15 protein-coding genes and 1 tRNA gene are annotated in these 22,618 nt (G+C 53.7%); 14 read left to right on the plus strand and 2 right to left on the minus strand.

The features are described from left to right. The first annotated feature begins 192 nt into the window (after nucleotides 1-192). The 9 genes from ABQ298_16205 to ABQ298_16245 all read left to right on the plus strand — a co-directional run bounded on the left by ABQ298_16205 (nucleotide 193) and on the right by ABQ298_16245 (nucleotide 13,358). Nucleotides 193-1,989 (plus strand): tetratricopeptide repeat protein, encoded by a 1,797-nt coding sequence (locus ABQ298_16205; protein MEQ9825927.1) that lies wholly within the window; start codon nucleotides 193-195, stop codon nucleotides 1,987-1,989. A gap of 267 nt (nucleotides 1,990-2,256) precedes the next feature. Next, nucleotides 2,257-3,198 carry a flagellin gene (locus tag ABQ298_16210; protein ID MEQ9825928.1) on the plus strand — a complete coding sequence of 314 codons (942 nt, stop codon included), beginning with the start codon at nucleotides 2,257-2,259 and terminating at the stop codon, nucleotides 3,196-3,198. A gap of 175 nt (nucleotides 3,199-3,373) precedes the next feature. Continuing rightward, on the plus strand, nucleotides 3,374-4,528 hold the full coding sequence (locus ABQ298_16215; GenBank protein MEQ9825929.1) for a DegT/DnrJ/EryC1/StrS family aminotransferase: 1,155 nt from the start codon (nucleotides 3,374-3,376) through the stop codon (nucleotides 4,526-4,528). A 13-nt stretch (nucleotides 4,529-4,541) separates the two neighbouring features. Then, the gene (recN, locus tag ABQ298_16220) at nucleotides 4,542-6,206 is read left to right on the plus strand and encodes a DNA repair protein RecN (GenBank protein MEQ9825930.1); all 1,665 of its coding nucleotides are present in this window, start codon (nucleotides 4,542-4,544) and stop codon (nucleotides 6,204-6,206) included. A gap of 137 nt (nucleotides 6,207-6,343) precedes the next feature. Next, a complete protein-coding gene (gene obgE, locus ABQ298_16225) occupies nucleotides 6,344-7,363 on the plus strand; it encodes a GTPase ObgE (GenBank protein ID MEQ9825931.1) in 1,020 nt (339 codons plus the stop codon). Between the two features lie 131 nt (nucleotides 7,364-7,494). Further along, nucleotides 7,495-8,580: a glycoside hydrolase family 43 protein gene (locus ABQ298_16230; GenBank protein ID MEQ9825932.1), complete on the plus strand. Its 1,086-nt coding sequence runs from the start codon at nucleotides 7,495-7,497 to the stop codon at nucleotides 8,578-8,580. 318 nt (nucleotides 8,581-8,898) lie between these two features. After that, the gene (locus ABQ298_16235) at nucleotides 8,899-10,488 is read left to right on the plus strand and encodes a putative Ig domain-containing protein (protein MEQ9825933.1); all 1,590 of its coding nucleotides are present in this window, start codon (nucleotides 8,899-8,901) and stop codon (nucleotides 10,486-10,488) included. A 181-nt stretch (nucleotides 10,489-10,669) separates the two neighbouring features. Continuing rightward, nucleotides 10,670-12,202: a biopolymer transporter TolR gene (locus tag ABQ298_16240; GenBank protein MEQ9825934.1), complete on the plus strand. Its 1,533-nt coding sequence runs from the start codon at nucleotides 10,670-10,672 to the stop codon at nucleotides 12,200-12,202. Nucleotides 12,203-12,368: 166 nt separating this feature from the next. After that, the gene (locus ABQ298_16245; protein ID MEQ9825935.1) at nucleotides 12,369-13,358 is read left to right on the plus strand and encodes an LLM class flavin-dependent oxidoreductase; all 990 of its coding nucleotides are present in this window, start codon (nucleotides 12,369-12,371) and stop codon (nucleotides 13,356-13,358) included. Between the two features lie 115 nt (nucleotides 13,359-13,473). Here the strand turns inward: ABQ298_16245 and ABQ298_16250 are convergent, their stop codons facing one another. Further along, complete coding sequence (locus tag ABQ298_16250) at nucleotides 13,474-14,727, minus strand: ADP-ribosylglycohydrolase family protein (GenBank protein ID MEQ9825936.1); 1,254 nt, start codon at nucleotides 14,725-14,727, stop codon at nucleotides 13,474-13,476. A gap of 430 nt (nucleotides 14,728-15,157) precedes the next feature. Between ABQ298_16250 and ABQ298_16255 the strand changes: the two genes are divergently transcribed. The 3 genes from ABQ298_16255 to ABQ298_16265 all read left to right on the plus strand — a co-directional run bounded on the left by ABQ298_16255 (nucleotide 15,158) and on the right by ABQ298_16265 (nucleotide 17,787). Next, complete coding sequence (locus ABQ298_16255; GenBank protein MEQ9825937.1) at nucleotides 15,158-16,024, plus strand: HAMP domain-containing sensor histidine kinase; 867 nt, start codon at nucleotides 15,158-15,160, stop codon at nucleotides 16,022-16,024. A 192-nt stretch (nucleotides 16,025-16,216) separates the two neighbouring features. Further along, nucleotides 16,217-17,593, plus strand: a complete 1,377-nt coding sequence (gene ffh, locus ABQ298_16260) for a signal recognition particle protein (protein MEQ9825938.1) — start codon at nucleotides 16,217-16,219, stop codon at nucleotides 17,591-17,593. Nucleotides 17,594-17,710: 117 nt separating this feature from the next. Next, nucleotides 17,711-17,787: transfer RNA gene (locus ABQ298_16265), tRNA-Met, on the plus strand. A 99-nt stretch (nucleotides 17,788-17,886) separates the two neighbouring features. Here ABQ298_16265 and ABQ298_16270 read toward each other — a convergent pair. Continuing rightward, on the minus strand, nucleotides 17,887-19,206 hold the full coding sequence (locus ABQ298_16270) for a YhjD/YihY/BrkB family envelope integrity protein (GenBank protein ID MEQ9825939.1): 1,320 nt from the start codon (nucleotides 19,204-19,206) through the stop codon (nucleotides 17,887-17,889). 249 nt (nucleotides 19,207-19,455) lie between these two features. On the opposite strand from ABQ298_16270, the gene ABQ298_16275 reads away from it, so the two are divergent. Together ABQ298_16275 and asnS are read left to right on the plus strand one after the other, a co-directional pair. Then, entirely contained in the window at nucleotides 19,456-21,108 is a 1,653-nt protein-coding gene (locus tag ABQ298_16275) for a hypothetical protein (protein ID MEQ9825940.1), read from the plus strand. Nucleotides 21,109-21,164: 56 nt separating this feature from the next. Continuing rightward, nucleotides 21,165-22,538 (plus strand): asparagine--tRNA ligase, encoded by a 1,374-nt coding sequence (gene asnS, locus ABQ298_16280; GenBank protein ID MEQ9825941.1) that lies wholly within the window; start codon nucleotides 21,165-21,167, stop codon nucleotides 22,536-22,538. The last annotated feature ends 80 nt before the right edge of the window (nucleotides 22,539-22,618 follow it).

A 22,618-nucleotide genomic window follows, 5' to 3' on the forward strand; every position in this document is an offset into this window, starting at 1 on the left:
GCATCTTCCTTCAAAATGCGTGTTTGCTTTGTTGGGATACAGACGTCCATAGGTATTGCAGCCCAGGAAGTGTATTCCCAGGAACTTCTTGGTTCCAGTGTTGCAACCCTGCTGCCCGTTCATAAACCGTAAAATCGACACAAACGCCGTTTTCTTAACCCGCCTGGAACTGATTTCAACCTGCAGTGCCCCATGAATCTTCCAAAGATTGAATCCACCTTTCGCAAAGGTGTCCAGCTCTTGCAGAAGGCCTGCTACGCTGAGGCCATTGAACAGTTTGAATCCGTGCTGCAGGTTCTTCCGTTCCAGCTGGATGCCAGTTATTTCAAGTGTATCGCGCTGCTGAACCTCAAGCGTCATCAAGAGGTCATCGACTGCCTGCAGCCCGCCCTGAACCGTGCACCGGAGTCAACAGGTTCGCCACTTCAGGCAAACTGTCACAATGCGTTGGGCGGTGCTTTTCAGGCAATCTCCCGCTTTGATCTTGCCATTGCAGCATTCAAAAGGGCCTGCATGCTCGAGCCTGATTCGATCGACCGCCGCCTGAATCTGCTGCAATGCCGATTGAAGGCCGGACAGCACGACCAGGTCGAGGCAGAGTTGCGTTCGCTCGAATCCATCCACCCCGACCACGTGCGCGTCATCGCTGCAAGGGCCGAGCTCGCATTCCAGTCCTGGGATGTTCAAAGCTATGTTCAGCACATCCAACGTGCAATCCGTAAGCAGCCAACTTCCATTGACCTCATCTGTCAGTATCTGATGGCCTTGAACTATCTTGAGGACAAAAACGGTGTGACCTGCGCTGCAGACGAGCATATCGCAATCGGTTCCGCCATGCAGGTGCTGCTTCCCAGTCCTTCTGCCCCCGCTGAGATCGTCGAGCGTTTATCCTCAGATCCGCCGCTTCGAATCGGATTCATCAGCCCGGATCTCAAGCGTCACTCCGTCAGCTATTTCCTACTGCCCCTGCTTCGAGGACTGAAGTCCCGCTGCGATGTTCAGACGTTCTGCTACGCCACTGCCATGGTTGAGGACGAGGTAACCCGGCAGATTCAAACCCAGACGTCGGATTTTCGCCAGCTGCAGTCAAGCGAGCAATTTGACCAGATCGAAAAGGATCAACTGCACATTCTCATCGATCTCGCAGGTCACACGCACAGCAGTCACTTTGAAGCACTTGTTCACAATCGCAAGCTGGTCCCTTACTACGCTCACTGGATGGGATACCCCAATACGACCGGGTTTGCCTGCTTTGATTTCCGCATCGTGGATTCGATCACCGATCCACCTGATTCCAGCGAATCCTGCTCGGAACAACGCCTCTATCTCGATTCGTGCTTCCTCTGCTACGAACCTTCCGATGCGATTCCGGATGTCACACCATTGCCTGCTCTGCAAAAGCAATGGATTACCCTGGCCAGTCACAACAATCTGAACAAGGTCACTCCCACAATGCTCAACACCTGGGCCATGTTACTGGCACGGGAACCGCGATTCCGACTGCGCATCAAGAGTCCAATGGTCACTGTGCCCAGGGTAGCATCGCGTCTACGCCTCGCTTTCGAAGAGCAGGGAATCACAAGCGAACGCATTGAACTCATCCCGGCATTTCAAAATGAATTCGATCATCTCTCCTCTTTCGCAGATGTCGACTTCACGCTCGACTCCTTTCCCTACAACGGAACCACAACCACGTTTGAGTCGCTGCTCATGGGTTGCCCGGTCCTCACCCTATCGGGCAACAGTCACCGTTCCCGGGTCTCCACAAGCATTCTCACTCATCTCGGATTGAGCGACTGGACGACGCAAACGCGCGAAGCCTACCTTGAGCGTGCCCTGAGCGCGGCAAATGAGCTGGACAAGCTGGCAGCCCTTCGCGCGTGCTTGAGGGATCGCTTGCTCAAATCGACACTTTGCGATGCCAACCGCTTTGCCCAGCATTTTCTCAACACGCTTCGAAATGCGGGAGTCGGCACGCCCGAAGCCTGAGATCTACCCTCACTCAAACGGGTTGTTTTCGGCTTTCTCCATTCCCAGGCATCACTGGTGCTCACCGTTTTGCATGCAACCATTCGGCCCGGTATCGACCAGATCCCAACACGATTGTGAAAAATATTTAAAACCCTATCGACTCACCTGGATCTACACATTTTCGCAAAAAATCGGCTAAAGTAATTCTCCGGATATCCGTTGATTGTGGCGTCAGCAAGAACGCTGGCGTGAAAGAAATCACCAAAAAACCAGAAAGGTAAAATTATGGCCGATATTACTCTATCAGCGGGTATCCGTACGAACTTGAATTCTCTTCGGGGAACCAACGATCTGCTGAGCCGCACGCAGTCACGCCTTGCCACGGGCAAGAAGGTGAACACCGCTATCGACAATCCGAACAGCTTTTTTAAGGCTGCTAACTTGACGGATCGCGCTGGCAAACTCGACGCTCGTCTCGACTCCATGGGTCAGGCAGTTTCCGCCATCAAATCTGCCGACCAGGCGATCACCTCCATGAAGGCGATCACTGAGCAGATGAAGGCGATTGCTGAAGACGCCAAGGGTGAAACCGACTCCAACGTTCGTGCCAACCTGGGTGCACAGTTCAATGAACTGATCGCACAGGTGAATACCCTTGCAAAGGATGCTGTTTACTCCGGTACCAACTTCCTGCAGGGAACTGACATGGACGCGAATTCCACGGTCAAGGGCAACCAGACCCTGAACGTGCAGTTCAATGAAAAGCTCGATGAATCCACGCTGCAGCTGCAAGGCTTCAGCATTGGAAACGAAGTTGTCAGCACTGCGCTCTCCATCACTGGTGGTGAAAGTGGTCTGACCAACGTCACGATCCAGGGACACGTGGATGGAACTGCAGGAACCGGAAGCGCCAATGCGGTTGACTTCGCAGGAGACGAATACGCGGATTCCATGAATGTGATCATCGCCAACGTGGAAAGCTTCGAAACTCAGCTCGACGCTGCTTCGAAAGCACTCGCGAACAACCTGAACATCATCACCACCCGTCAGGACTTCACTGCAAAGCAGGTGAACATCCTCCAGGAAGGTGCTGACAAGCTGACGCTTGCCGACTTGAACGAAGAAGGTGCAAACCTCCTGTCCCTCAACACTGCTCAGCAGTTGGGTATCAGTTCACTGTCGCTCGCATCGCAGGCCAATCAGGCAGTATTGCGTCTCGTTGGATAACGGAACGACTCTCGCTGGTGATCCCATCACTGGCAATCAAAGGCAGGGTTCGAAGGACCCTGCCTTTTTTGTGTTTACATACTGCATACTGGATGTGTGTGCGCCTCAAACAGTTTCCCTGTTCCCTCAGAGGTTTTGATTGTCATTTGCACACCAAATCACACAGTTTGCCAACATGGCCGTTCCACTTCTCGACATTCCCCGACACAACCGTCCCTACTTCGACCGCATGAAGGCGGCATTCGATTCCTTCATCGAATCCGGGCAATACATTGGTGGCGACCATGTCGCCGGATTTGAGGCCGAACTGGCCGACTATCTCGGTGTGAGTGACTGTATCGCCGTCAGCTCGGGCACCGACGCGCTGCTGCTCGCGCTCATGGCTCTTGACCTGCAACCGGGTGACGAGGTGCTCTGCCCGTCATTCACTTTTTTTGCAACGGCTGGCACGGTTTCCCGACTCGGTGCGATTCCGGTCTTTGTCGATATCCTGCCAGGATCCTTCAACATGGATCCCTCTGATCTTGAGGCCAAGATTACCCCCAAAACCCGCGCCATCATTCCTGTTCATCTGTTCGGTCAGTGCGCCGACATGGATGCCATTCAGCGCATTGCCTGTTCGCACGATCTTCTCATCATCGAAGACTGTGCCCAGGCGATTGGGGCTACCTTCAAGGGCAAGAAAGCGGGAACTTTTGGCATTTTCGGCTCCTTCAGTTTTTACCCCACCAAAAATTTGTCCGGGTTTGGGGATGGGGGCTTTCTCTGCACTCAAAACGCCGAATTCGCCCAAAAAGCGCGCATCCTGCGCATCCACGGCATGGATCCGGTCTACTACCACCACATGGTGGGTGGAAACTTTCGCTTCGATCCCGTGCAAGGCATGTTGCTGCGCATCAAACTTCCCGATATTGACGCACAAAACCAGCAGCGCGACGCAAATGCACGCCACTATCATCAGTATCTCGGCAATCATGCCCAGGTGGCGACCACGTTCGATGCTGCCGATGCCTCGACACGCATCATCCTTCCGGAAACCCACCCGAACAACCAGCATACCTGGCACCAGTTTACCATCCGTGTCACACAACCCGGCGAGCGCGACCAGCTGCTAAAGTGGCTGCGTGATCGCCAGATCGGTTGTGGTGTCTACTATCCACTCGGGCTGCACCAGCAGGCGTGTTTCCGATCCGTTGTCCCTGAAAACAGCTGTCTTCCTGCCACCGAAACGGCCTGCTCTCAGGTGATCAGCCTTCCCGTTTTCCCTGAACTGACCCAGAGCGAACTGGACGAGGTCTGCGAAGCCGTGCTCAGTTATCTCAACACCTAAAAATCCCACCTCTGTGCTGCAGTACCTACAGATCCAGGATCTCGCGCTGATCGACCAGACCACGCTTGAGTTTGATGAGGGGTTTACCTGTATCACCGGGGAAACCGGTGCTGGCAAAAGCGTACTGCTCGGTGCCTTGGCCATGCTCTCGGGCAATCGTCTCGACCGCACCATCATTCGTCACGGGCAGGATTTTGCGAAGGTCGAAGCCACAATTGCCATTGCACAACCCGACCGGATCAATGCTAAGCTTCGCGAACTCGAGCTGCCCGAATGCGAGGATGGAGCCTTGCTGCTATCCCGCACACTGCATCAAAAAAAACTGCCCAAAATCCAGGTCAACGGTGCACTGACCACCTTGGCAAACCTTTCAGAACTGGGTGAATACTGGATTGACTTTCACGGTCCGGGCGAACCCCAGAAATTGTTCAAGGAAAAATTCCAGCTGGAATTGCTCGATCTCTTCTCCGCTGCATCCGAAAAGTTCGCAAGCTACCAGCAGGCCTATGACGCATGGGTGATGCTGACGCGCAAACTCGAAGCCCTGCAGCGCGAGACCCAGCTCAGCCCGGACGAAATCCACTACCTGCAGGATCAAATCCGCAAGATTGAGGAACTCGGCGTCGATGCGGACAGTCTCGAAGCACTCGAAGCGGGATTTCAGCGCATGAGCCGCTCCGAGGAATTGCTGCAGCTCCTGCAAACCCTTCAGCAAGCCCTCTTTGAAGAAGGCGGTGCATCGGAAAAACTTGCAACCGCCATCCACCTGTCCGCTTCCATTCAGGAAATCGACCCCGGAAGTGAGGCGATCTGGAAGCGCCTGGAGTCGCTCTCCATCGAACTGGAGGACCTGAACAGCGAAATCGCAGAACTGGCCGATGCTGCCAATCTCGATGAAGTCGCGGTCGAGGAACTCAAATACAAGATGGAACTCTGGATGGACCTCAAGCGCAAGCATGGCAAGAGTTCTGACGCAATTCTGGGCGCAAAGTCAGAGATGGAGGAACGACTCGCCACCCACGGCGACATCAAAGCCACCCTTGAGCGACTGGAAGCGGAAAAAAGTGCGGCCCTCAAGCGCACCATTCAGCTTGGCACCGAATTGAATGCCATTCGGCAAAAAGGAGCTACACTGCTCTCCCAAAAGGTCACGGACAATCTGCACAAGCTGGGATTCAAAAAAGCCTTGTTTCAGATTGAACTGATTGCCGAACCCGAACCCACCACGCATGGAACCAGCCGCTGCCAGATGTGCTTTGCTCCCAATCCTGGGCAACCCTTGCTGCCGCTCAACAAGATCGCTTCGAGTGGGGAAACGGCGCGCGTCATGCTCGCTCTGAAAACAGTGCTGGCCGACTTCGATGCAACTCCCATTCTCGTCTTCGATGAAGTCGATGCCAACGTCGGAGGTGAAATCGGCAAGGCCGTCGGTCGAGAAATGGCAGCTCTTGCCCATCAGCATCAGGTCTTCTGCGTTACCCACCTGCCACAGGTCGCTGCACTTGCCGACGAACATTTTGTAGTCGTCAAGTCTCAGACCGACGATTCCACACAGGTCACCATTGAGCACCTCGAAAGCGACGGTGCCGCACGCGTTCAGGAGCTGGCGCGCATGCTCGGTGACCGTGAGTCAGATTCCGCACTCAACCATGCTCGGGAATTGCTGGCCAAGGGTTGATCAAGGCAATTGCCGTCTGAAAATCCTTGCATTCCCATCCATTTCCGCGTCTAACAGCCGACCGTTTCGCACTTGCGCGGTGACCAATCTTTACCGCATGATGCACGGATGCAGCAGCACGCTGCCAGGATTTCACCATGTTTTACGACGAACTATCAATTCAGCTCAAGGCAGGAAAGGGAGGCGACGGATGTGTCAGCTTTCGCCGCGAGAAATACATCCCCAAAGGCGGACCCGACGGAGGCAACGGGGGACGGGGCGGCAGTGTATTTGTCATCTGCGATGAAAACATCGGGGATCTGCGCGAATACCACTTCAATCCAAGGTGGATCGCAGAAAATGGTCAACCCGGCCGCGGTCAAAACCAACACGGACGCGGGGGAAAGCATCTGGAACTGAAATTTCCGGTTGGAACGATCTTCAAACATCCCGATACCGGGCGCATCATCGCCGAACTCAATGAACACGGACAGCGCATCGAACTGCTCAAGGGCGGAAAGGGTGGCAATGGTAACTCCACCTTCAAGTCTTCCACCAACCAGACACCCCGTGAGTTCACCTACGGCACGCCTGGACAGGAGGGCGACTACGATGTGGAAGTGAAGACCATCGCCGATGTGGGGCTGGTCGGCTTTCCCAATGCGGGAAAGTCCACCCTGATCGGTGTGCTGACTAACGCTCACCCCAAGACCGCACCCTACCCGTTCACCACCAAACAGCCTTCGGTGGGACTGCTCGAGGATGAGGCCAATTTTCGCCGTCTGCGCATCGGTGATATCCCGGGCCTGATCGAAGGGGCCAGTCAGAATCGTGGACTTGGCCACAAATTTCTTCGCCATATTGAGCGCTGCAAGGTGCTGGTGCTGCTCATCGATATTGCAGCTGAAGATCAGCGCGACCCATGGGAAGACTACAAGCAGCTACGCAAGGAGATGAAGCTCTACTCCCCCGATCTTCTCGACAAACGCCAGCTTGTCGTGCTCAACAAAACCGATCTGCTCGAAGATGAAACCCCCATTCAACGTTTCAACAAAAAGCTGCGCCGAAAAGCACTCTGCATCAACTGCGCGGATCATGCAGGTATTCCCGAGCTGATCGACCGACTTTTCGACGAGGTGGCAAAGGCAGATGCAGCCGCCGCAGATTTACAGGCATGAAGGCACTCGAAAACGCCACAACCTGATCTTTTTCCGACTGTTCGAAACCGGATCGCTTTGCGTTACTGAACGACTTGCGCTGTGCTGACTCTGACCCGAAATTTGGTCGAGCTTTCAACGCCTGTTGTCCTATGAATTCACTCCATGTTTTCCCATCGATCTGCGTCGCACTTCTCGCGCAGCTGCACGCAAGCGCACTCGAACTGCCCCAAAATATTCCGTCGTCGTCGGTGCCGGAAAAACAGGTACACCACGTTGACACGCTCAATATTCATGACCCTGCCATTCTCGCCGACCCTGTATCCAGGCGCTACTACGTCTACGACAGTCTGCATGTGGGGCACCCCATGGAAAAACTAGAATCGCCGACAGGTGCTGCTGGCGTCGAGGGCTATTGGAGCGAGGACCTGGTGCACTGGCATGGACCCGAACTTGTCTATGCCATTGAAGCGGATTCCTGGGCAAATTCTGACCACGCCCCATGGGCACCCGAAGTGAGCTACTATCAGGGCAAATACTACCTTTTTCTCACGTTTCACGACTACGATACCATCATCGATTCCAAGCCGGGGCGCCCCACTATGTACAAGCGGGGTTCGCAGATCCTGGTTTCCGACTCCCCGTTGGGACCCTTCCAGCGCATGCACAACCAGGCCCACACACCCGCAGATGAAATGGCACTGGATGGAACGCTCTATGTCGAAGACGGACAACCCTGGATGATTTACTGTCACGAATGGGTGCAGATCGGTGATGGTTTGATCAAGGCCATCCGACTCTCCGATGACCTGTCTGAAACCATTGGTGAAGCCATCACACTGATCAACGCTGCCGATGTGGAGTGGACCGCAAAAGTCTCCGACTATGGTGGCGTCACTTCCCGCGCAGTGGTCACGGATGGCCCATGGCCTTACGTCTCAAAAACAGGGAAACTGATGCTGCTTTGGTCCAGCTGGAATATTGACACGCAGCAACGCTACACCACATCCCTCGCTTTCTCGGACAATGGAAAGCTCACGGGCAACTGGTCCCACCGTGAGGAACCGCTCATTGCCGGAGATCGCGGACACGGCAACCTCTTTCGCACTTTTGACGGAGAGTTGATGATGGCCCTGCACCGCTACTTTAACCAGCCTCACACGCGCCTGCAGATCTGGCGCATCGAGGATCTGGGGCACGATCTTCGCATCATCGAACAGGCCTACGGTCACCGCTGAGCAGGACCCTCGCAAAGCTTCAGCCGTTTATGGCAAGAGATTGTTTCACAGCGATGATATCCTGCCGAACAGGGTGAGGTTCGGTATGCTCGAACGCAAATCGATCCGCATATTTGACACCCGCTAGGTTCGTTCTACGGTAGGACCATTCAGTTGCATCGTTTCGAGTTACGCTCCATCCCATCTGGCGATGGAATGACAACAGGCGATGTCCACCCAACTTTCGCCGATTCAACACCTGTCGGCAACGGTCTCGCTTCTGCATTCAGCCCATCCACTGTTACAACCCTGAATACCGTTTAACGATTCTGTTCACTGATGAAAAAAATACCGCTGCTTCTCGCCCTCTTGACCACCTTAAGCTCCTCGCATGCGCAACTATACGTCGACATCGTGGAGAAGGGCAGCGATGTGGTGGCAACAGCACACGGCTCAATAGATATTTCCGCACTAACCATCATCAGTTCTGCGATCGGCCCACCACGAATCTACCCTTCGCTTGCCTCTATCACGTTTGAAACGCTCAACACTTCGACCAACTGGGTCTATAGTTCCATCAATGGACCGAACAGTTTTGGTTTATCGGGCCAAACCAATGGAACCGCTTCGCCGGGCAACGATACGCTCAACTTCACTGGCAACAACTATCTCACCTTGTCCCGAACCTATGAATCCGGCGATCCGCTATATGCCGTTGTAACATTTCCGGGAACAACAATAGCATCATTGCAAATGACCAACGGCTCCACCTACACTTGGAATTGGGGAGGACTGACTTCCAGCGAAAGCATCATCATGCGTGTTGGAACTACGGCAACACCCACGGTGCTGGTCTACGATTTTCCAGATACAATTCGATTAGGTGACTCTATCAATGTTAGCCTTAAATCATCAGCTTTCACAGGGATTAACCCGTTGGTCTATTCGCTCTCCGGTAATGTACCCGCAGGCGTTTCGATTTCCGGCGACCAGATCGTCGGCACTCCCACCACTCCAGGCACCTATGCCTTCACCGTCACCGGTGCTGATGACGAAGATTCCGCCAGCGTAAGTCTCAGCCTGACCGTGCTCGAAGCCTCCCTCTCGGTGAGCGGATTTCCAGCCACCATCACGCTCGGAGAATCCATCAATGGCACCCTCCATGCACAACATTTCGATGGGTCGGTCACCTATTCGCTCTCAGGAGATGTCCCTGATGGGATTTCGATTTCCGGCGACCAGATCGTCGGCACTCCCACCACTCCAGGCACCTATCACTTCATCGTCACCGCAACCGATGGAACCGATTCAGCCAGTTCAAACCTCAGCCTGACCGTGGGCAGCACCGAGAGCTATCAGCTGTACGCCAATACCGAAAGCTACCAGTTCTACACTCTCAATGAAAATGCAATCATCCCTGAACCGGTCAGTTACAGTGTGATCGGTACGCTGCCCAGGGGATTGCGCATCGTGGATGGCGCCTTGCAAGGGGTCACTCCCGACCAGGGCACCTACACCTTCTCCATCCAGTTGAGCAATGGCATCTACCAGAAGCGCCTGAACTACACACTTGAGGTAATGGCTCCCACGCTGCAGCCGATTTTCACAGGCATCACGCTCAACGGTAACTTTCAGCCCACTACCCTGCTGGAATCCTCCACCCATACCCGCCCCGCTGAAACCGCGCTCTACGTCGCTGCAGTGCCGGTCAATGAAACACTCGAATTCGCTTTCAGCTGGGACTTCATCAAGGGAGATTTCAGCTACCGCATCGTCGGTGGCTCCCTTCCTCCGGGACTCTCCCTCAACGGTGAAACAGGCCTGCTCTCCGGCATTCCCACCAAACCCGGAAGCTTCACCTTTGTGGTCTCCGTCAAGGATTGGCGCGGTCGCGCATTCCAGTGGATCCAACTCGAAGTGCAGCCATAACACTCCCGAACTACAGCGCATCCATTTCCGCACCGTCACCGATAAAAGGCAGGGTGTAAGAGAAAGCCTTTGGCTATTCGACAAGTGCAGTTGCGCTGCTGTACGCATTTGAACGACTGACGCCAGACTTGAGTTTCAGCAGTATTTTGGAGAGACTGTCCACGTTTCCCCAATACCCCCCATGAAACCATCCCGTTTGTTGATCACCGCCGCGCTCGCGTTTGCGCTCAGTCCCAGCTTTGCTACCATGCACTCCCATACCCCACTTGGAATCTTTGAACACCATCAGGATGTCGGTGACCCAACCACGCCCGGCTCAGCTCGTTACGATGCCGACACCCAAACCTACACCTTGACTGGTGCTGGTGAAAACATGTGGTTTGGCGAGGATCAGTTCCATTTTGCCTACCAGAAGCTCAAGGGTGACTTTCTCATACGCGCTACGATTGAATTTGTGGGCAAGGGGTCCCACGAGCACCGAAAAATCGGCATCATGGCGCGCAACGACTTATCCGCAGCTTCCGCCCACGCCAATGCCTCAGTTCACGGTGATACATTGACTTCCCTGCAGTTTCGCACGGCAGAGGGGGCCGATACGCAGGAAGTCCAGTTGAGCGTGTTCCACCCCACCGATATTCAGTTCACGCGTAAGGGAAACGTATTCACTCTCTCCGCTGCTGTCTTGGGTGAGGATTTCAAATCGGTAAGCCAACAAGTGGACCTCCATGACGAAGTGTATGCAGGACTCTTCATCTGCTCCCATCTTGCAGACACCACCGAAACTGCGATCTTCCGCAATGTGCGCATCATTATTCCGGCAGAACCGGATTTTGTTCCCTACCGGGACTACCTCGGCAGCCACATCGAAATCCTGAACGTGCACAGCGGACACCGCCGCATCGTTCACAGTGAAAACCGATCCCTGCAGGCACCCAACTGGACTCCCGACGGGAAATTCCTGATCTACAATGCAGATGGGCGCATGGTTCGTTTTGACCTGGCCAGCGGCAAACCGGAACCATTGAACACGGGTCCATGCATCCGCAATAACAACGATCATGTTCTGTCATGGGGCGGTGCCCAACTCGGCATCAGCCATCATGTGGAACCCCATTGGACTTCTGTGATTTATACCCTGCCTGTCGACGGCAGCGACGAACCGACGCAAATCACCGATCCCTCCCGTGGGCATTCCTATCTGCATGGCTGGTCACCGGATAACCGCGAACTGCTTTTCACTGGCGAACGCAATGGACAGTATGACATCTGGAAGATCAACATCGCGACAGGCGAGGAAACGCAACTGACGAATGAACCGACGCTGGACGACGGAGCCGAATACTCCCCCAGCGGAGAATGGATCTATTTCAATTCCGTGCGCACCGGCACGATGCAAATCTGGCGTATGCGCGCCGATGGCAGCGATCCGGAACAAGTCACTTTTGATGCCTACAATAACTGGTTCCCTCACATTTCACCCGACGGAAAGTGGATCGTCTACCTGGCATATCCGCCCGACATCGACCCGACGGACCACCCGTTCTATCAGCATGTGTACCTACGCCTGATGCCTGCAAAGGGAGGTGTGCCGCGTACCATTGCCTATGTCTACGGTGGACAGGGGACGATCAATGTGCCCAGCTGGTCCCCGTGCAGCCAGTTTGTCGCCCTGGTGTCGAACACCCGGATGGACGACTCCCTGGCAAATGACTAAACGCTAAAATGCCGCTGAATATCTGCTCCTGTGGAGGAACTCCACGTATCAGACCTGCACAAGATGGATACGCTTGAGATTCGTTACCAGCACGGCTTGCGAGCCAGTGCGAATGCGATAGGATTTCGGTTTATCGCAACTGCACTCACCGCTAATTCGCATTTTCATGGTACCGCTTTCCATTCTCGAACTTGTTCGCATCACCGAAGCAACTGACGCCAGAGTTGCACTGGACCAGGCCCGCGATCTGGCACACCACGCTGAGACTTACGGTTACCACCGTATCTGGGTTGCCGAACACCACAACATGCCCGGCATTGCCAGTGCGGCTACCTCCATCGCAATTGCTCACATTGCTGCCGGATCGAAATCCATCCGTGTCGGTGCTGGCGGCATCATGCTGCCCAATCACCCACCTCTGGTCATTGCCGAACAGTTCGGAACCCTCGCCCGCCTCTTTCCTGATCGCATCGACCTCGGGCTGGGGCGCGCTCCGGGGACCGACCAAGCCACCCTGCGCGCACTGCGTCGCTCTCCCTCTGCAGCAGACACATTTCCGCAAGATGTCATCGAGCTGCAGCAATACTTTGCCGAAACAGAACCAACCGCACGCGTGCAGGCCGTTCCCGCCGCTGGGACGAATGTGCCGATCTGGATCCTTGGGTCCAGCAAATTTGGAGCGTCACTGGCAGCACACCTCGGACTTCCCTACGCCTTTGCATCCCACTTCGCTCCGGCACAACTGTTGTCCGCCCTTCAAATTTACCGCGACTCCTTTCGCCCTTCCGCTCAGCTCAAAAAGCCGTATGCCATGGTGGGAGTCAACATCATCGCGGCTGATTCTGACAACGAAGCCCGTCGACTGGCGACCAGCCAGCAAATGTCCTTTACGGATCTGCTGCGGGGAACACCAGCTCTCAGCCGTGCACCCATCAACAACATTGACGATTACTGGACTGCGTTTGAACGAGTCCGCGCTGGTCAGATGCTGACCCGCTCCATCTATGGCTGCCCGGATACGGTACGATCAGGCGTTCGTTCCTTAATTGAGGAAACCCGAGCCGACGAACTCATTGTGGTCAGCGATGTGTTTGACCATCAGGCCCGTCTGCACTCCTTCGAACTCATTGCCCAGGCCTGCAAGGATCTTGAATGAATCGCAAAGCTCTCGCCCTGTGTTCGACCTCTGGTCCCCGATGGCGACCTGCCTTATTGACGATGCCTGACCCAATAGGTGTCGGGTTCGCGCGATGAACGCATTATCCTTCCGTTCAGAAATCCGTCACGACTTCATACATTTCCCCGTCCGCAGTCTCAAGGAGCTTTCCGCCCTGCCGAACAATGGCTTGCCCGGCAACTGCCAGGATTCGGTCGATGATATCGCTGTTTCGATTGTATGCGGGCAACCCATCACGGGAGTAGTTGATGTAGGTGTCGTTGAAGGCTTCACTCCACTCACTGCGGCTCGGCATCTCATGCGTCAAACTGCGCGGAATGGCAGCAGCCCCATGAATCAGCCCCATCAACGCTCCACAAGTCGCAGCCTGATTGTCGCAATCATACCCGGCAGCCGTTGCAATTGCCACTGTTTCCAACCAGTCACCTTCCCCGTAGAGCATGGCCAGCACGCCTGCCAATCCGTTGATGATGGCACCCCACTCGGGCGCAGGAACTACAAAATCACCAACCTGATGATAGTATCGCTCATGCAGTCCCTTTCGCGCTTCGCGCCAATGCAAACCTTGCTCGTGCCACTGCACAAGCAAGTCGATGCCTTCGCGGAAGGGACTGTCTTCCGGAAGTGCATTGCGCCCCAGTTCAATGAGGCGATCCATGTCTTTTTCGAAATATCCCGCACTGAAGAGCGTGCCAAAAAACAGGTCAGGATGTGTTGCCCAGTCATCCGTCGAAATACGTGCCGCCCATACCGCACGATCACCGCCCTGCTTCGTCATGCCAGGGTAGAACACTCCCCAAATCTCAGTCGTGAGCTGGGAACTGATGCGATACCATTGCGATGAGTTTGCTTTGCTGCCCGTCGCAGGAGGAATCAGCCCCTCATCCATCAACTTGCGCGCAACGGCATTGCCACCCCACACAAACCGGTTGATGCTGTTCATCCATGCCTCGCGAACCTGTTCATAGTTCAAATCGAGTCCATGGGATTCCACCGCATGAAGGTAGACAAATTCGATGTCGCTGTCATCATCACTCCAAGAACCACCCAAAGCGTCAGCAAGAATGGGCAGATACGCCCGCCGATCCTCCAGATTCATCAATAGTCCTTCAGTTTCGGCGTCTTTCCACGTATAGTAGCGCTTGACCAACAGGGGCATCGGCTCGTCCTGATACATGTTTTCAAAGGGAAAACCAATGTAGTTTCCAGCCAACTGACCAATCCAATAACCTTCAATCGCGTCGCGCAGATCCGACTTCGAGATCACACGCTGCTGTGTTTCAGATGCACTTGCAATACCACAGGCAATGCAGAGCAAAATGATGAAAAAGGGGGGAGTAATTTTCATCCCTCATCCTGTATCTCCATACTTGCAAAGGCAAGATCGGATGGAATTCGTTTCCCTGTGTTCTTTGTGAGAACGGATGCATTCAGGAATGATAATTGCATGTAGAGCAGAAATCCCGGTTGACTCGCAAGTCTCATGCTCCAGTTTAATCAATAGAATGCAGGCACCACGAAGAGTGATGATTGAACGCTTGCTGGCCAGCCGCAAGCGCTACCGACCTGTTGCAGTCGCATTGCTTCTGGGATATCCGTTTCTCTTCGTTTGCGGATATGCAGTATTCGGAATGGGAGCGATCATGCTGGGCTTGATTCCCATTGTAATTGCAGCATGGGGTTGGAGCCGTAGAACTGCCTTACTTGCAACAGTCCTCACTTTAGTTGCACACTTGGTGTTCATCTCATGGTTCGACACGTTGGATTCAGTAGGTGCAATGAGCCTTTCCTACGTCGCTGCCCACGGACTCATCGCGTTGATGGCTGGATTGATTGGAACCCTTTTTGATCAATATCGACTGTTGTATGGCGATTTGATCACGGCAAGACGACTCAACGCAGATTTGGAAGCGTATACCCGGATGGTCGCCCACGATTTAAAGAACCCTCTGGCAAGCTTTGCATCCGGCACTGAGCATCTTCGCATGGAGTGGCAGGATAAATTGGATGCCGTTTCAATGGAATTATTGGATTCACTGGAGCAACAATCCCATCGCATGCTTTCGACCGTTGACGGATTACTCCGACTTGCGCTTTTCGAACGCAAACCTGTCCAGATCGTCAAAACCAATCCGGCTTTCCCTGCCAGACGGGCCTGGGAGGGACTGAGTCATCTTCGGAAGAAACAAACAGTTGAAGTAGAGTGGCCCGAGCAATGGCCCGAGGTCTATTGTTATCCAGCCTGGCTCGAAGAAGTGTGGGACAACTTGATGAGCAATGCATTAAAATACGGTGGAACTCCCCGTAAGCTCGTGATCTCCGCCAGTCCCGAAGGAGAGGATTACGTGCGGTTGAGTGTAGACGACAACGGGTCTGGAATCCCTTCCGAAGTTCAAAAAGAAATCATCCAGAAGTTCTCAGGGCGACCCAAAGTGAACGTCGACAGTTGTGGTATTGGGCTGATGATTGTGCAACGCATTTTGCATCGCTTTGGTTCCAGCCTTGAAATCAATCCAACCGTTCACTTCCCAACGGGAATGTGTTTCAGTTTTCGACTCCCGGTGAAAGAAGAACTGGTTCCTGCAGCTGAATCCGCAACAACCCAACGATCTTCGACCGTTTTTCAAACCCTTGTTGTGGGGTAAAACCGATTCCTGGATGCTGTTTACTTGATCGCAACGATAGCCCTAAAGGGCTGAAACAGGCAGAACAATCCATCCGAGGAAACTTGGATTTCTATCCCAACAACCCCGTGCTCCTACCGGAAAACTCTTGTTGCCATCCAGAGAAAATGGTGTGACATAGCGTTCCTCCAAAGGCAAAGACCATTAATTACCATGCTCGAATCACTGACTGACAAGATGAATGCTGCGCTTCGCTCACTGCGCGGCACAAACAAGCTCACCGAGGACAACATGGCAGAGGCACTCAAAGAAGTGCGCACCGCCCTGCTCTCTGCTGATGTGCACTTCAAGGTAGCCCGTGAGTTCATCAACAACGTCAAGGAACTCTGCGTGGGGCAGGAGGTGCTCAAGTCCGTTTCTCCCGGGCAACAGGTAGTGAAGATCATTCACGACGAACTCGTCAAACTGCTCGGTGAGGGAACCACCACCCTGCTCGACAAAAAACCGCTCAAGGTCATGCTGGTCGGCCTGCAGGGTGCGGGGAAAACCACCGCTGCAGCCAAACTGGCAAAGCTTCTCGAAAAGAAGGGGTATCGCCCCGGACTCATCGCCTGCGATATCTACCGTCCCGCTGCCATCGACCAGCTCGAAACCCTCGCAACCCACAATCAGTTCGCCTTCTACGGTGACCGCAACAGTCGCGACGTGCCGGGCATCGCCAAAAAAGGTCATGCCCAGCTGCTCAAGGGCAATGCAGACCTTTTCCTGTTCGATACCGCAGGTCGCCTGCAGATCGATGACAAGCTGATCCAGGAACTCAAGGATCTCAAAAAAACCGTTCAACCCGATGAGATTCTGCTGGTTGCCGACAGTGCCTTGGGACAGGAGGCAGTCAACGTAGCCCAGTCCTTTCACGAATCTGTCGGATTGACCGGACTGGTGCTGACCAAAATGGATGGAGATGCTCGCGGTGGAGCCGCACTCTCCATGAAATCAATCACTGAACTCCCGATCAAATTCATCGGAACGGGTGAAAAAGTGGAAGACTTTGAGGTCTTTCATCCCGACCGTATCGCCTCCCGCATCCTTGGGATGGGTGACGTGGTCTCTCTCGTCGAGCGCGCCCAGGAAACCATCGATCAGGATGAAGCCGAAGCACTCGCGGAAAAGATGCGTCGGGCAAATTTCAATTTTGAGGACATGCTCAAGCAGTTTCGACAGGTCAAAAAAATGGGGTCACTTGGTTCCATCATGAACCTGCTTCCCGGGATGAGCAACGTCGAGATCGGGGATGAGGAAAACCGCAAGATGGCGCGCACCGAGGCCATCATCCTCTCCATGACTCCGCGAGAGCGGCAAAATCCCAACTTGATCAACGGTAGTCGGCGCATGCGCATTGCCAAGGGATCTGGAGTGCAGATGAAGGATGTTAACCAGCTCATCAAACAGCAGACCCAGATGAACAAGATGATGAAAAAAATGCAAGGGGCCAAGGGTCGCAAAATGATGAAACAGCTCCAGTCCATGCAGGGACAGGGGGGAATGCCCAACCTTCCGGGCGGTGGTGGTTTGCCTCGCGGACTTCGCTGATGTTGAGGTTCAGGCCCGGGTCGGGACGCATGTCTGCATGATTGACAAATTTCATCTTTTTCGAGCGAAGTATTGACATCTCCATTTCAAGCTTTTTGCTAAAGCCTTTCTCAGTGTGTCAGGGTAGCTCAGTTGGTTAGAGCGTGGGACTCATAAGCCTGAGGTCGAGGGTTCGAATCCCTCCCTTGACACCATATTTTTCATCTCTCAAAGCTCCTTCTTCGGGGCTTTTTTTGTGCCTGATCCCTGTTTGCGGATATCACGGAAACGTCACGCTCTTCCGGGAATGAAAGTCAAAGATCCTTGAGCGCGAGGGAGAGCGACTGATCCCGCAGCAGCACATCCGATTCATTCAGGAGAGATTTGAGGCGTTGAAATTCTGAAGATTCGGGAACGGGAACTTCCGTCAGACCCTGCATCTCCATGGCGTTCAGAACGTGACTCACTGTAAGCGAATCTGGATCCTTGGCTGCAGTGTAGGACATCTCCCGGGTCCCGGCAGAACGCAATTCAATCAATATTCCCGACTGCACGAGCTGGTGCAGCAGATCCTTGACCAGTCGGCTTGGCATCTCCACTTTTTCCGCAATAGACGACTCAGACACAGGTGCCTTGCCTGACACAAAAGCCTTGATCACTACTGTGGCGATCTGTAGCGCGACAAGCTTGCGAAAGCGCTCACTGGCCTTCAGACAGTCTGGTTCCAGCTCATAGGTATCGACATTCTGGTAAGCAAACGAAATCTCAGCTCCCAACAGCATGATCAGCCAGCTTGTCTGCAGCCAGAACAGAAAGAGCGGCAGTGCTGCAAAACTACCATAGACCGCATTGGTGCTGGAAAACCAGAACTGCAGGTTGAGATAGAGTCCCTGAAAGAGCTGGTAAATCGTTCCAGCCGCCACTCCGCCCACGATTCCCGCAATAATGTTCACCCGAGTGTTCGGGATCACGACGTAAATGAACGAGAAAAGATTCCACAGAACAAAAAACGGCAGGATTTTCAGCCCCAACTGAATGAACTGACTGAACATGTTCAGGATTTCCACCTGCTCCGTCATGTTTTCCACTTTTGTGGCGATGTAGACATTGAGACTGCTGACAACGATCAAGAGTGAGGGGCACACGACCATGATCGCAAGGTAATCACTGAACTTGCGCACCCAGTTGCGATGTTCTTTCACACCCCAGATTTCATTGAGGGACATTTCAATATTCCCCAACAGCCGAATTACCGTGAAAAATAAAATGCCAAGACCGATCCCCGCAATCAATCCCCCGGAGGTGGTTTCCAGCATGCGCTCCGAAAACTCGATGATGCGCGCCATCACCTCTTCCTGACCCTGGATTTGCTGGTAAAGCTCTTCCCGCAGCAACTTCTCCAGTCCAAACCCCTTCGCAATGCCAAAGGCCATGGCAAAAAGCGGCACGATCGAGAACAAGGTCCAAAACGTCAGCGCAGCCGCGCTCAGCTGACACTTGTCTTCATTAAACCCCTTGAATGCATAGAGCACAACACGAAGGGCCTTGAGTCCAATGGACTTTCCTTTTGGCAAATCGCGCTGGCGCAGGCGCCAGATGTCTTCAGAGAGGAATCGGATCAGGTCTTTGATCATGGTAAACCGGGTGAGTTTCAGTTGCAGGCAAGCTTGGTCGACCGCAATGCAATGTCAAATAGCACTGAGTTTCGTACACGCAATCCTTGCAATCGATTGAAAAAAGATGCAGACCCCACGTTTCATTCCCGGATCGAATGCAAAAAACTCCAGATTTTCCCACACACTCATCAATGCGCTTGCTAATCGGCAGATGCATGGTTAGGGCATAAGGTTTTATCACCTAACTGACTTCCAGACAGCTGAACTATGATTTCTTGGATTGCCAATCTCCTGCAAAAACGTGGGAAAATTATCTTCTCCGTCCTGCTCGCTATCATCATTGTTGCGTTTGTATTCACCATTGGTGCCGGACCAGGAATCGTGCCCGATGAGCGATCCAACTTTCAGCGCGATTTCTACGGAATCGATCTGAACTCCTCCGGCCAGGTGCAACAACTGCAAAGTGCCACCATGGTTAGCCGCTATCTGGATGGCATCCGGCAGTTTGATGACAGCCAGTTTCAGGAGCAGATGCTGACACGACAAGTGCGCTTGCACCTTGCGGACCAACTCTCGATACCCAACCCCACTGAGTCACAGCTCGCAGATTTCCTCAAAAGCAAGCGCGCCTTCCAAAATGCATCGGGACGTTTTGAAAAAGCACTGTTGGAGAATTTTGTTTCCACCCTCCAGTCCGACGCTTTGATCAACGATTCATTTGTCATGGCCGTGCTCAAGGAAGATTTTCGTCTCGAGCAGCTCGACACGCTCATGACCCAACCCGGATTTCTTTTTGAAGAAGAAGTACTCGCATCGCTGGCACGGGAGCAGACAACCTGGTCTGTCGAAGTTGCAAAGCTTGATTATACCACTTTCAGCCCAGTCTTGGAGATCGACGATGCCGCAATTGAAGCCTACTTTGCAGAACAGCAGTTGACCTATCGCATCCCTGAGGAGTTCACCCTCCAGTTCGTGGAATTTGGAGCTGATCAGGTGAGTGGACCCGTAGCAGATCCGGGTGATGAGGAGTTGCAGCGCTACTTTCTCACCCAGCGCAGCAAGTTTGCTGAGGCCGAAGAGGCTCTGACTCCAGAGGGTGAGGATGCGGTCGCTCCAGCTCCGCTTGAGATTTTTGCGCAAATCCGGGGGCAGGTGTTCAATACCTGGGCCGCCGAACGCCGCACTGCCCTCGCAGAGGAGGTTGCCAACGAATTCATCAGCAAACTCTTCGAGGAGAACATTCCCTACCAGAGCGTCGAATTTAAGAAAATGCTTCTCGATCACAGCATTCGCCTCAAGGACTTGCCACCGTTCACCGAAGCAGCATCCACTCAACTCATCGGCGTGGTGCCTGCCGAACTCTACGATGCTGCCATGCGCCTGGGCGGCAACCGCTACTTCACCGATGTGATCGCAAACCGTGATCGCAGCAAATTTCTGGTAGGATTTCTCGAATCCCGTGCTCCTGCGCGCATTCCGCAGCTCAGCGAGGTACGCGCACAGGTTGAAGCCGACTACAGAGAATCCCAAAAACAGGAGGCCTTTGCTGCGAAAGGCCAGGCAATCGCAGATACAATTTCACAGTCTGACAACAATCTTGCTGCCATTGCTCAAGCGGAGGGTCTCGCACTCGAAACCTACGAGTCGTTCACCTTTGCCGACCGGCCAGAAGGTCTGAGTTTCCAACTGCTCCAGGCCATGGAACCACTCAAGCAGGGTGAGGTCAGCGACATGATCACCGTTGGTGATGCTGGATATTTTCTCAAAATTACTGCAAGAAACACTCCGGAAGTGACGGCTGAAGATGCCCGTTATGCCGCCATTTCCAGCAGCTTGGAGGGCTTTTCAGGTTTCGCCCGCTACCAGGCAATCATGGATCAACTGCTGTCGCTGAAACTGGGACAACCTGCACAGAACTAAGCTTCCAACGACAACACATTGACACGGTGCAGACATGCTGCGCCGATCCAAACACCATGCTGATCAAAACGATTCTTGATAGCGAGTCTGCCAAGGACTCGGTAGAAGTTTGCGGCTGGACGCGTACACGGCGATCCAACAAGTCGTTCTCGTTTATTGAAATCAATGACGGCTCATGCCTCAAAAACCTACAGATCATTGCTCAAAGCGATCTTCCCAACTACGCGGAAATTGAAGAAATCGGCACCGGAACCTCCATCCGGGTGCGGGGAGCGCTCGTGGAATCCAAGGGCAAAGGTCAGCAATGGGAGGTTCAGGCACATTCCATCGAAGTCATCGGAGCCTGCCCAAGCGACTACCCACTGCAAAAAAAGGGGCATTCCATCGAGTTTCTTCGTGAAATCGCCCATTTGCGCCCGCGCACCAATCTGTTCGGAAGCGTCTTTCGTGTGCGCAGCAAAATGGCATTCGCCGTTCACCGGTTTTTTCAGGAACGTGATTTCCACTACATCCACACTCCGATCATTACCGCCAGTGACTGTGAGGGCGCCGGCGAAATGTTCCGCGTCACCACACTCGATCCCTACCAGGCGCGCAGTGATGGCAAACTGATTGACCCAACCCGGGATTTTTTCAAACGTCCGAGTTACCTCACCGTCAGCGGGCAACTCGAAGCCGAAATTTTTGCCACCGCACTTTCCCGAGTCTATACGTTTGGCCCCACCTTTCGGGCGGAAAATTCAAACACCGCTCGCCACGCCAGCGAATTCTGGATGATCGAACCCGAAATGGCCTTCTGTGACCTGATCGGTGACATGGATCTCGCCGAAACCTTCATCAGATATTTGATCGACGACGCTTTCGAAAGCTGTGCCGACGAGCTGGAACTCTTCAACCGCTTTGTCGACAAGGGTTTGACGGATCGACTGGACAAGATTCGCTCCACTCCCTTTCATCGCATCGCCTATGCTGAGGCGGTTGAGTTGCTGCTCAAGTCGGGCCAAGAGTTCGAATACCCCGTCGCTCACGGCACCAATTTGCAATCGGAGCACGAGCGCTATCTCACCGAAAAACACTTCGGCACACCTGTTACAGTCTTCAACTACCCAAAGCAGATCAAACCCTTCTACATGCGTCTGAATGACGACCAGTCGACAGTCGCTGCCATGGACCTGCTCGTGCCAGGCATTGGTGAAGTGATTGGGGGAAGCCAGCGAGAGGAACGTCTCGATGTGCTTGAATCCAACCTTCAGCACCACGGTCTCGAAGCTGAAGACTACTGGTGGTATACCGAGTTGCGCAAATACGGCTCGGTCCCTCACAGCGGATTTGGACTGGGGTTTGAGCGTCTGCTCATGCTTGTGACAGGTGTACCCAACATTCGCGATGTCATTCCGTTTGCCCGCACCCCGGGCAATGCCGAGTTCTAGAACCCCGCAAATTCTCTCTGGTTGGACACCCTGACACTTGAGCGATGCAGGGTTGACAGCGGCATCCTTCTGTACCTATT

Source organism: Puniceicoccaceae bacterium, from assembly GCA_040224245.1.
GTDB lineage: Bacteria > Verrucomicrobiota > Verrucomicrobiia > Opitutales > JAFGAQ01 > JAKSBQ01.

Bases quoted from the DNA above. Each gene is read 5' to 3' on its own strand.
- ABQ298_16205 (MEQ9825927.1), top strand. From the start codon at position 193: ATGAATCTTCCAAAGATTGAATCCACCTTTCGCAAAGGTGTCCAGCTC.
- ABQ298_16210 (MEQ9825928.1), top strand. From the start codon at position 2,257: ATGGCCGATATTACTCTATCAGCGGGTATCCGTACGAACTTGAATTCT.
- ABQ298_16215 (MEQ9825929.1), top strand. From the start codon at position 3,374: ATGGCCGTTCCACTTCTCGACATTCCCCGACACAACCGTCCCTACTTC.
- obgE (MEQ9825931.1), top strand. From the start codon at position 6,344: ATGTTTTACGACGAACTATCAATTCAGCTCAAGGCAGGAAAGGGAGGC.
- ABQ298_16230 (MEQ9825932.1), top strand. From the start codon at position 7,495: ATGAATTCACTCCATGTTTTCCCATCGATCTGCGTCGCACTTCTCGCG.
- ABQ298_16235 (MEQ9825933.1), top strand. From the start codon at position 8,899: ATGAAAAAAATACCGCTGCTTCTCGCCCTCTTGACCACCTTAAGCTCC.
- ABQ298_16240 (MEQ9825934.1), top strand. From the start codon at position 10,670: ATGAAACCATCCCGTTTGTTGATCACCGCCGCGCTCGCGTTTGCGCTC.
- ABQ298_16245 (MEQ9825935.1), top strand. From the start codon at position 12,369: ATGGTACCGCTTTCCATTCTCGAACTTGTTCGCATCACCGAAGCAACT.
- ABQ298_16250 (MEQ9825936.1), bottom strand. From the start codon at position 14,727: ATGAAAATTACTCCCCCCTTTTTCATCATTTTGCTCTGCATTGCCTGT.
- ABQ298_16255 (MEQ9825937.1), top strand. From the start codon at position 15,158: ATGAGCCTTTCCTACGTCGCTGCCCACGGACTCATCGCGTTGATGGCT.
- ffh (MEQ9825938.1), top strand. From the start codon at position 16,217: ATGCTCGAATCACTGACTGACAAGATGAATGCTGCGCTTCGCTCACTG.
- ABQ298_16270 (MEQ9825939.1), bottom strand. From the start codon at position 19,206: ATGATCAAAGACCTGATCCGATTCCTCTCTGAAGACATCTGGCGCCTG.
- ABQ298_16275 (MEQ9825940.1), top strand. From the start codon at position 19,456: ATGATTTCTTGGATTGCCAATCTCCTGCAAAAACGTGGGAAAATTATC.
- asnS (MEQ9825941.1), top strand. From the start codon at position 21,165: ATGCTGATCAAAACGATTCTTGATAGCGAGTCTGCCAAGGACTCGGTA.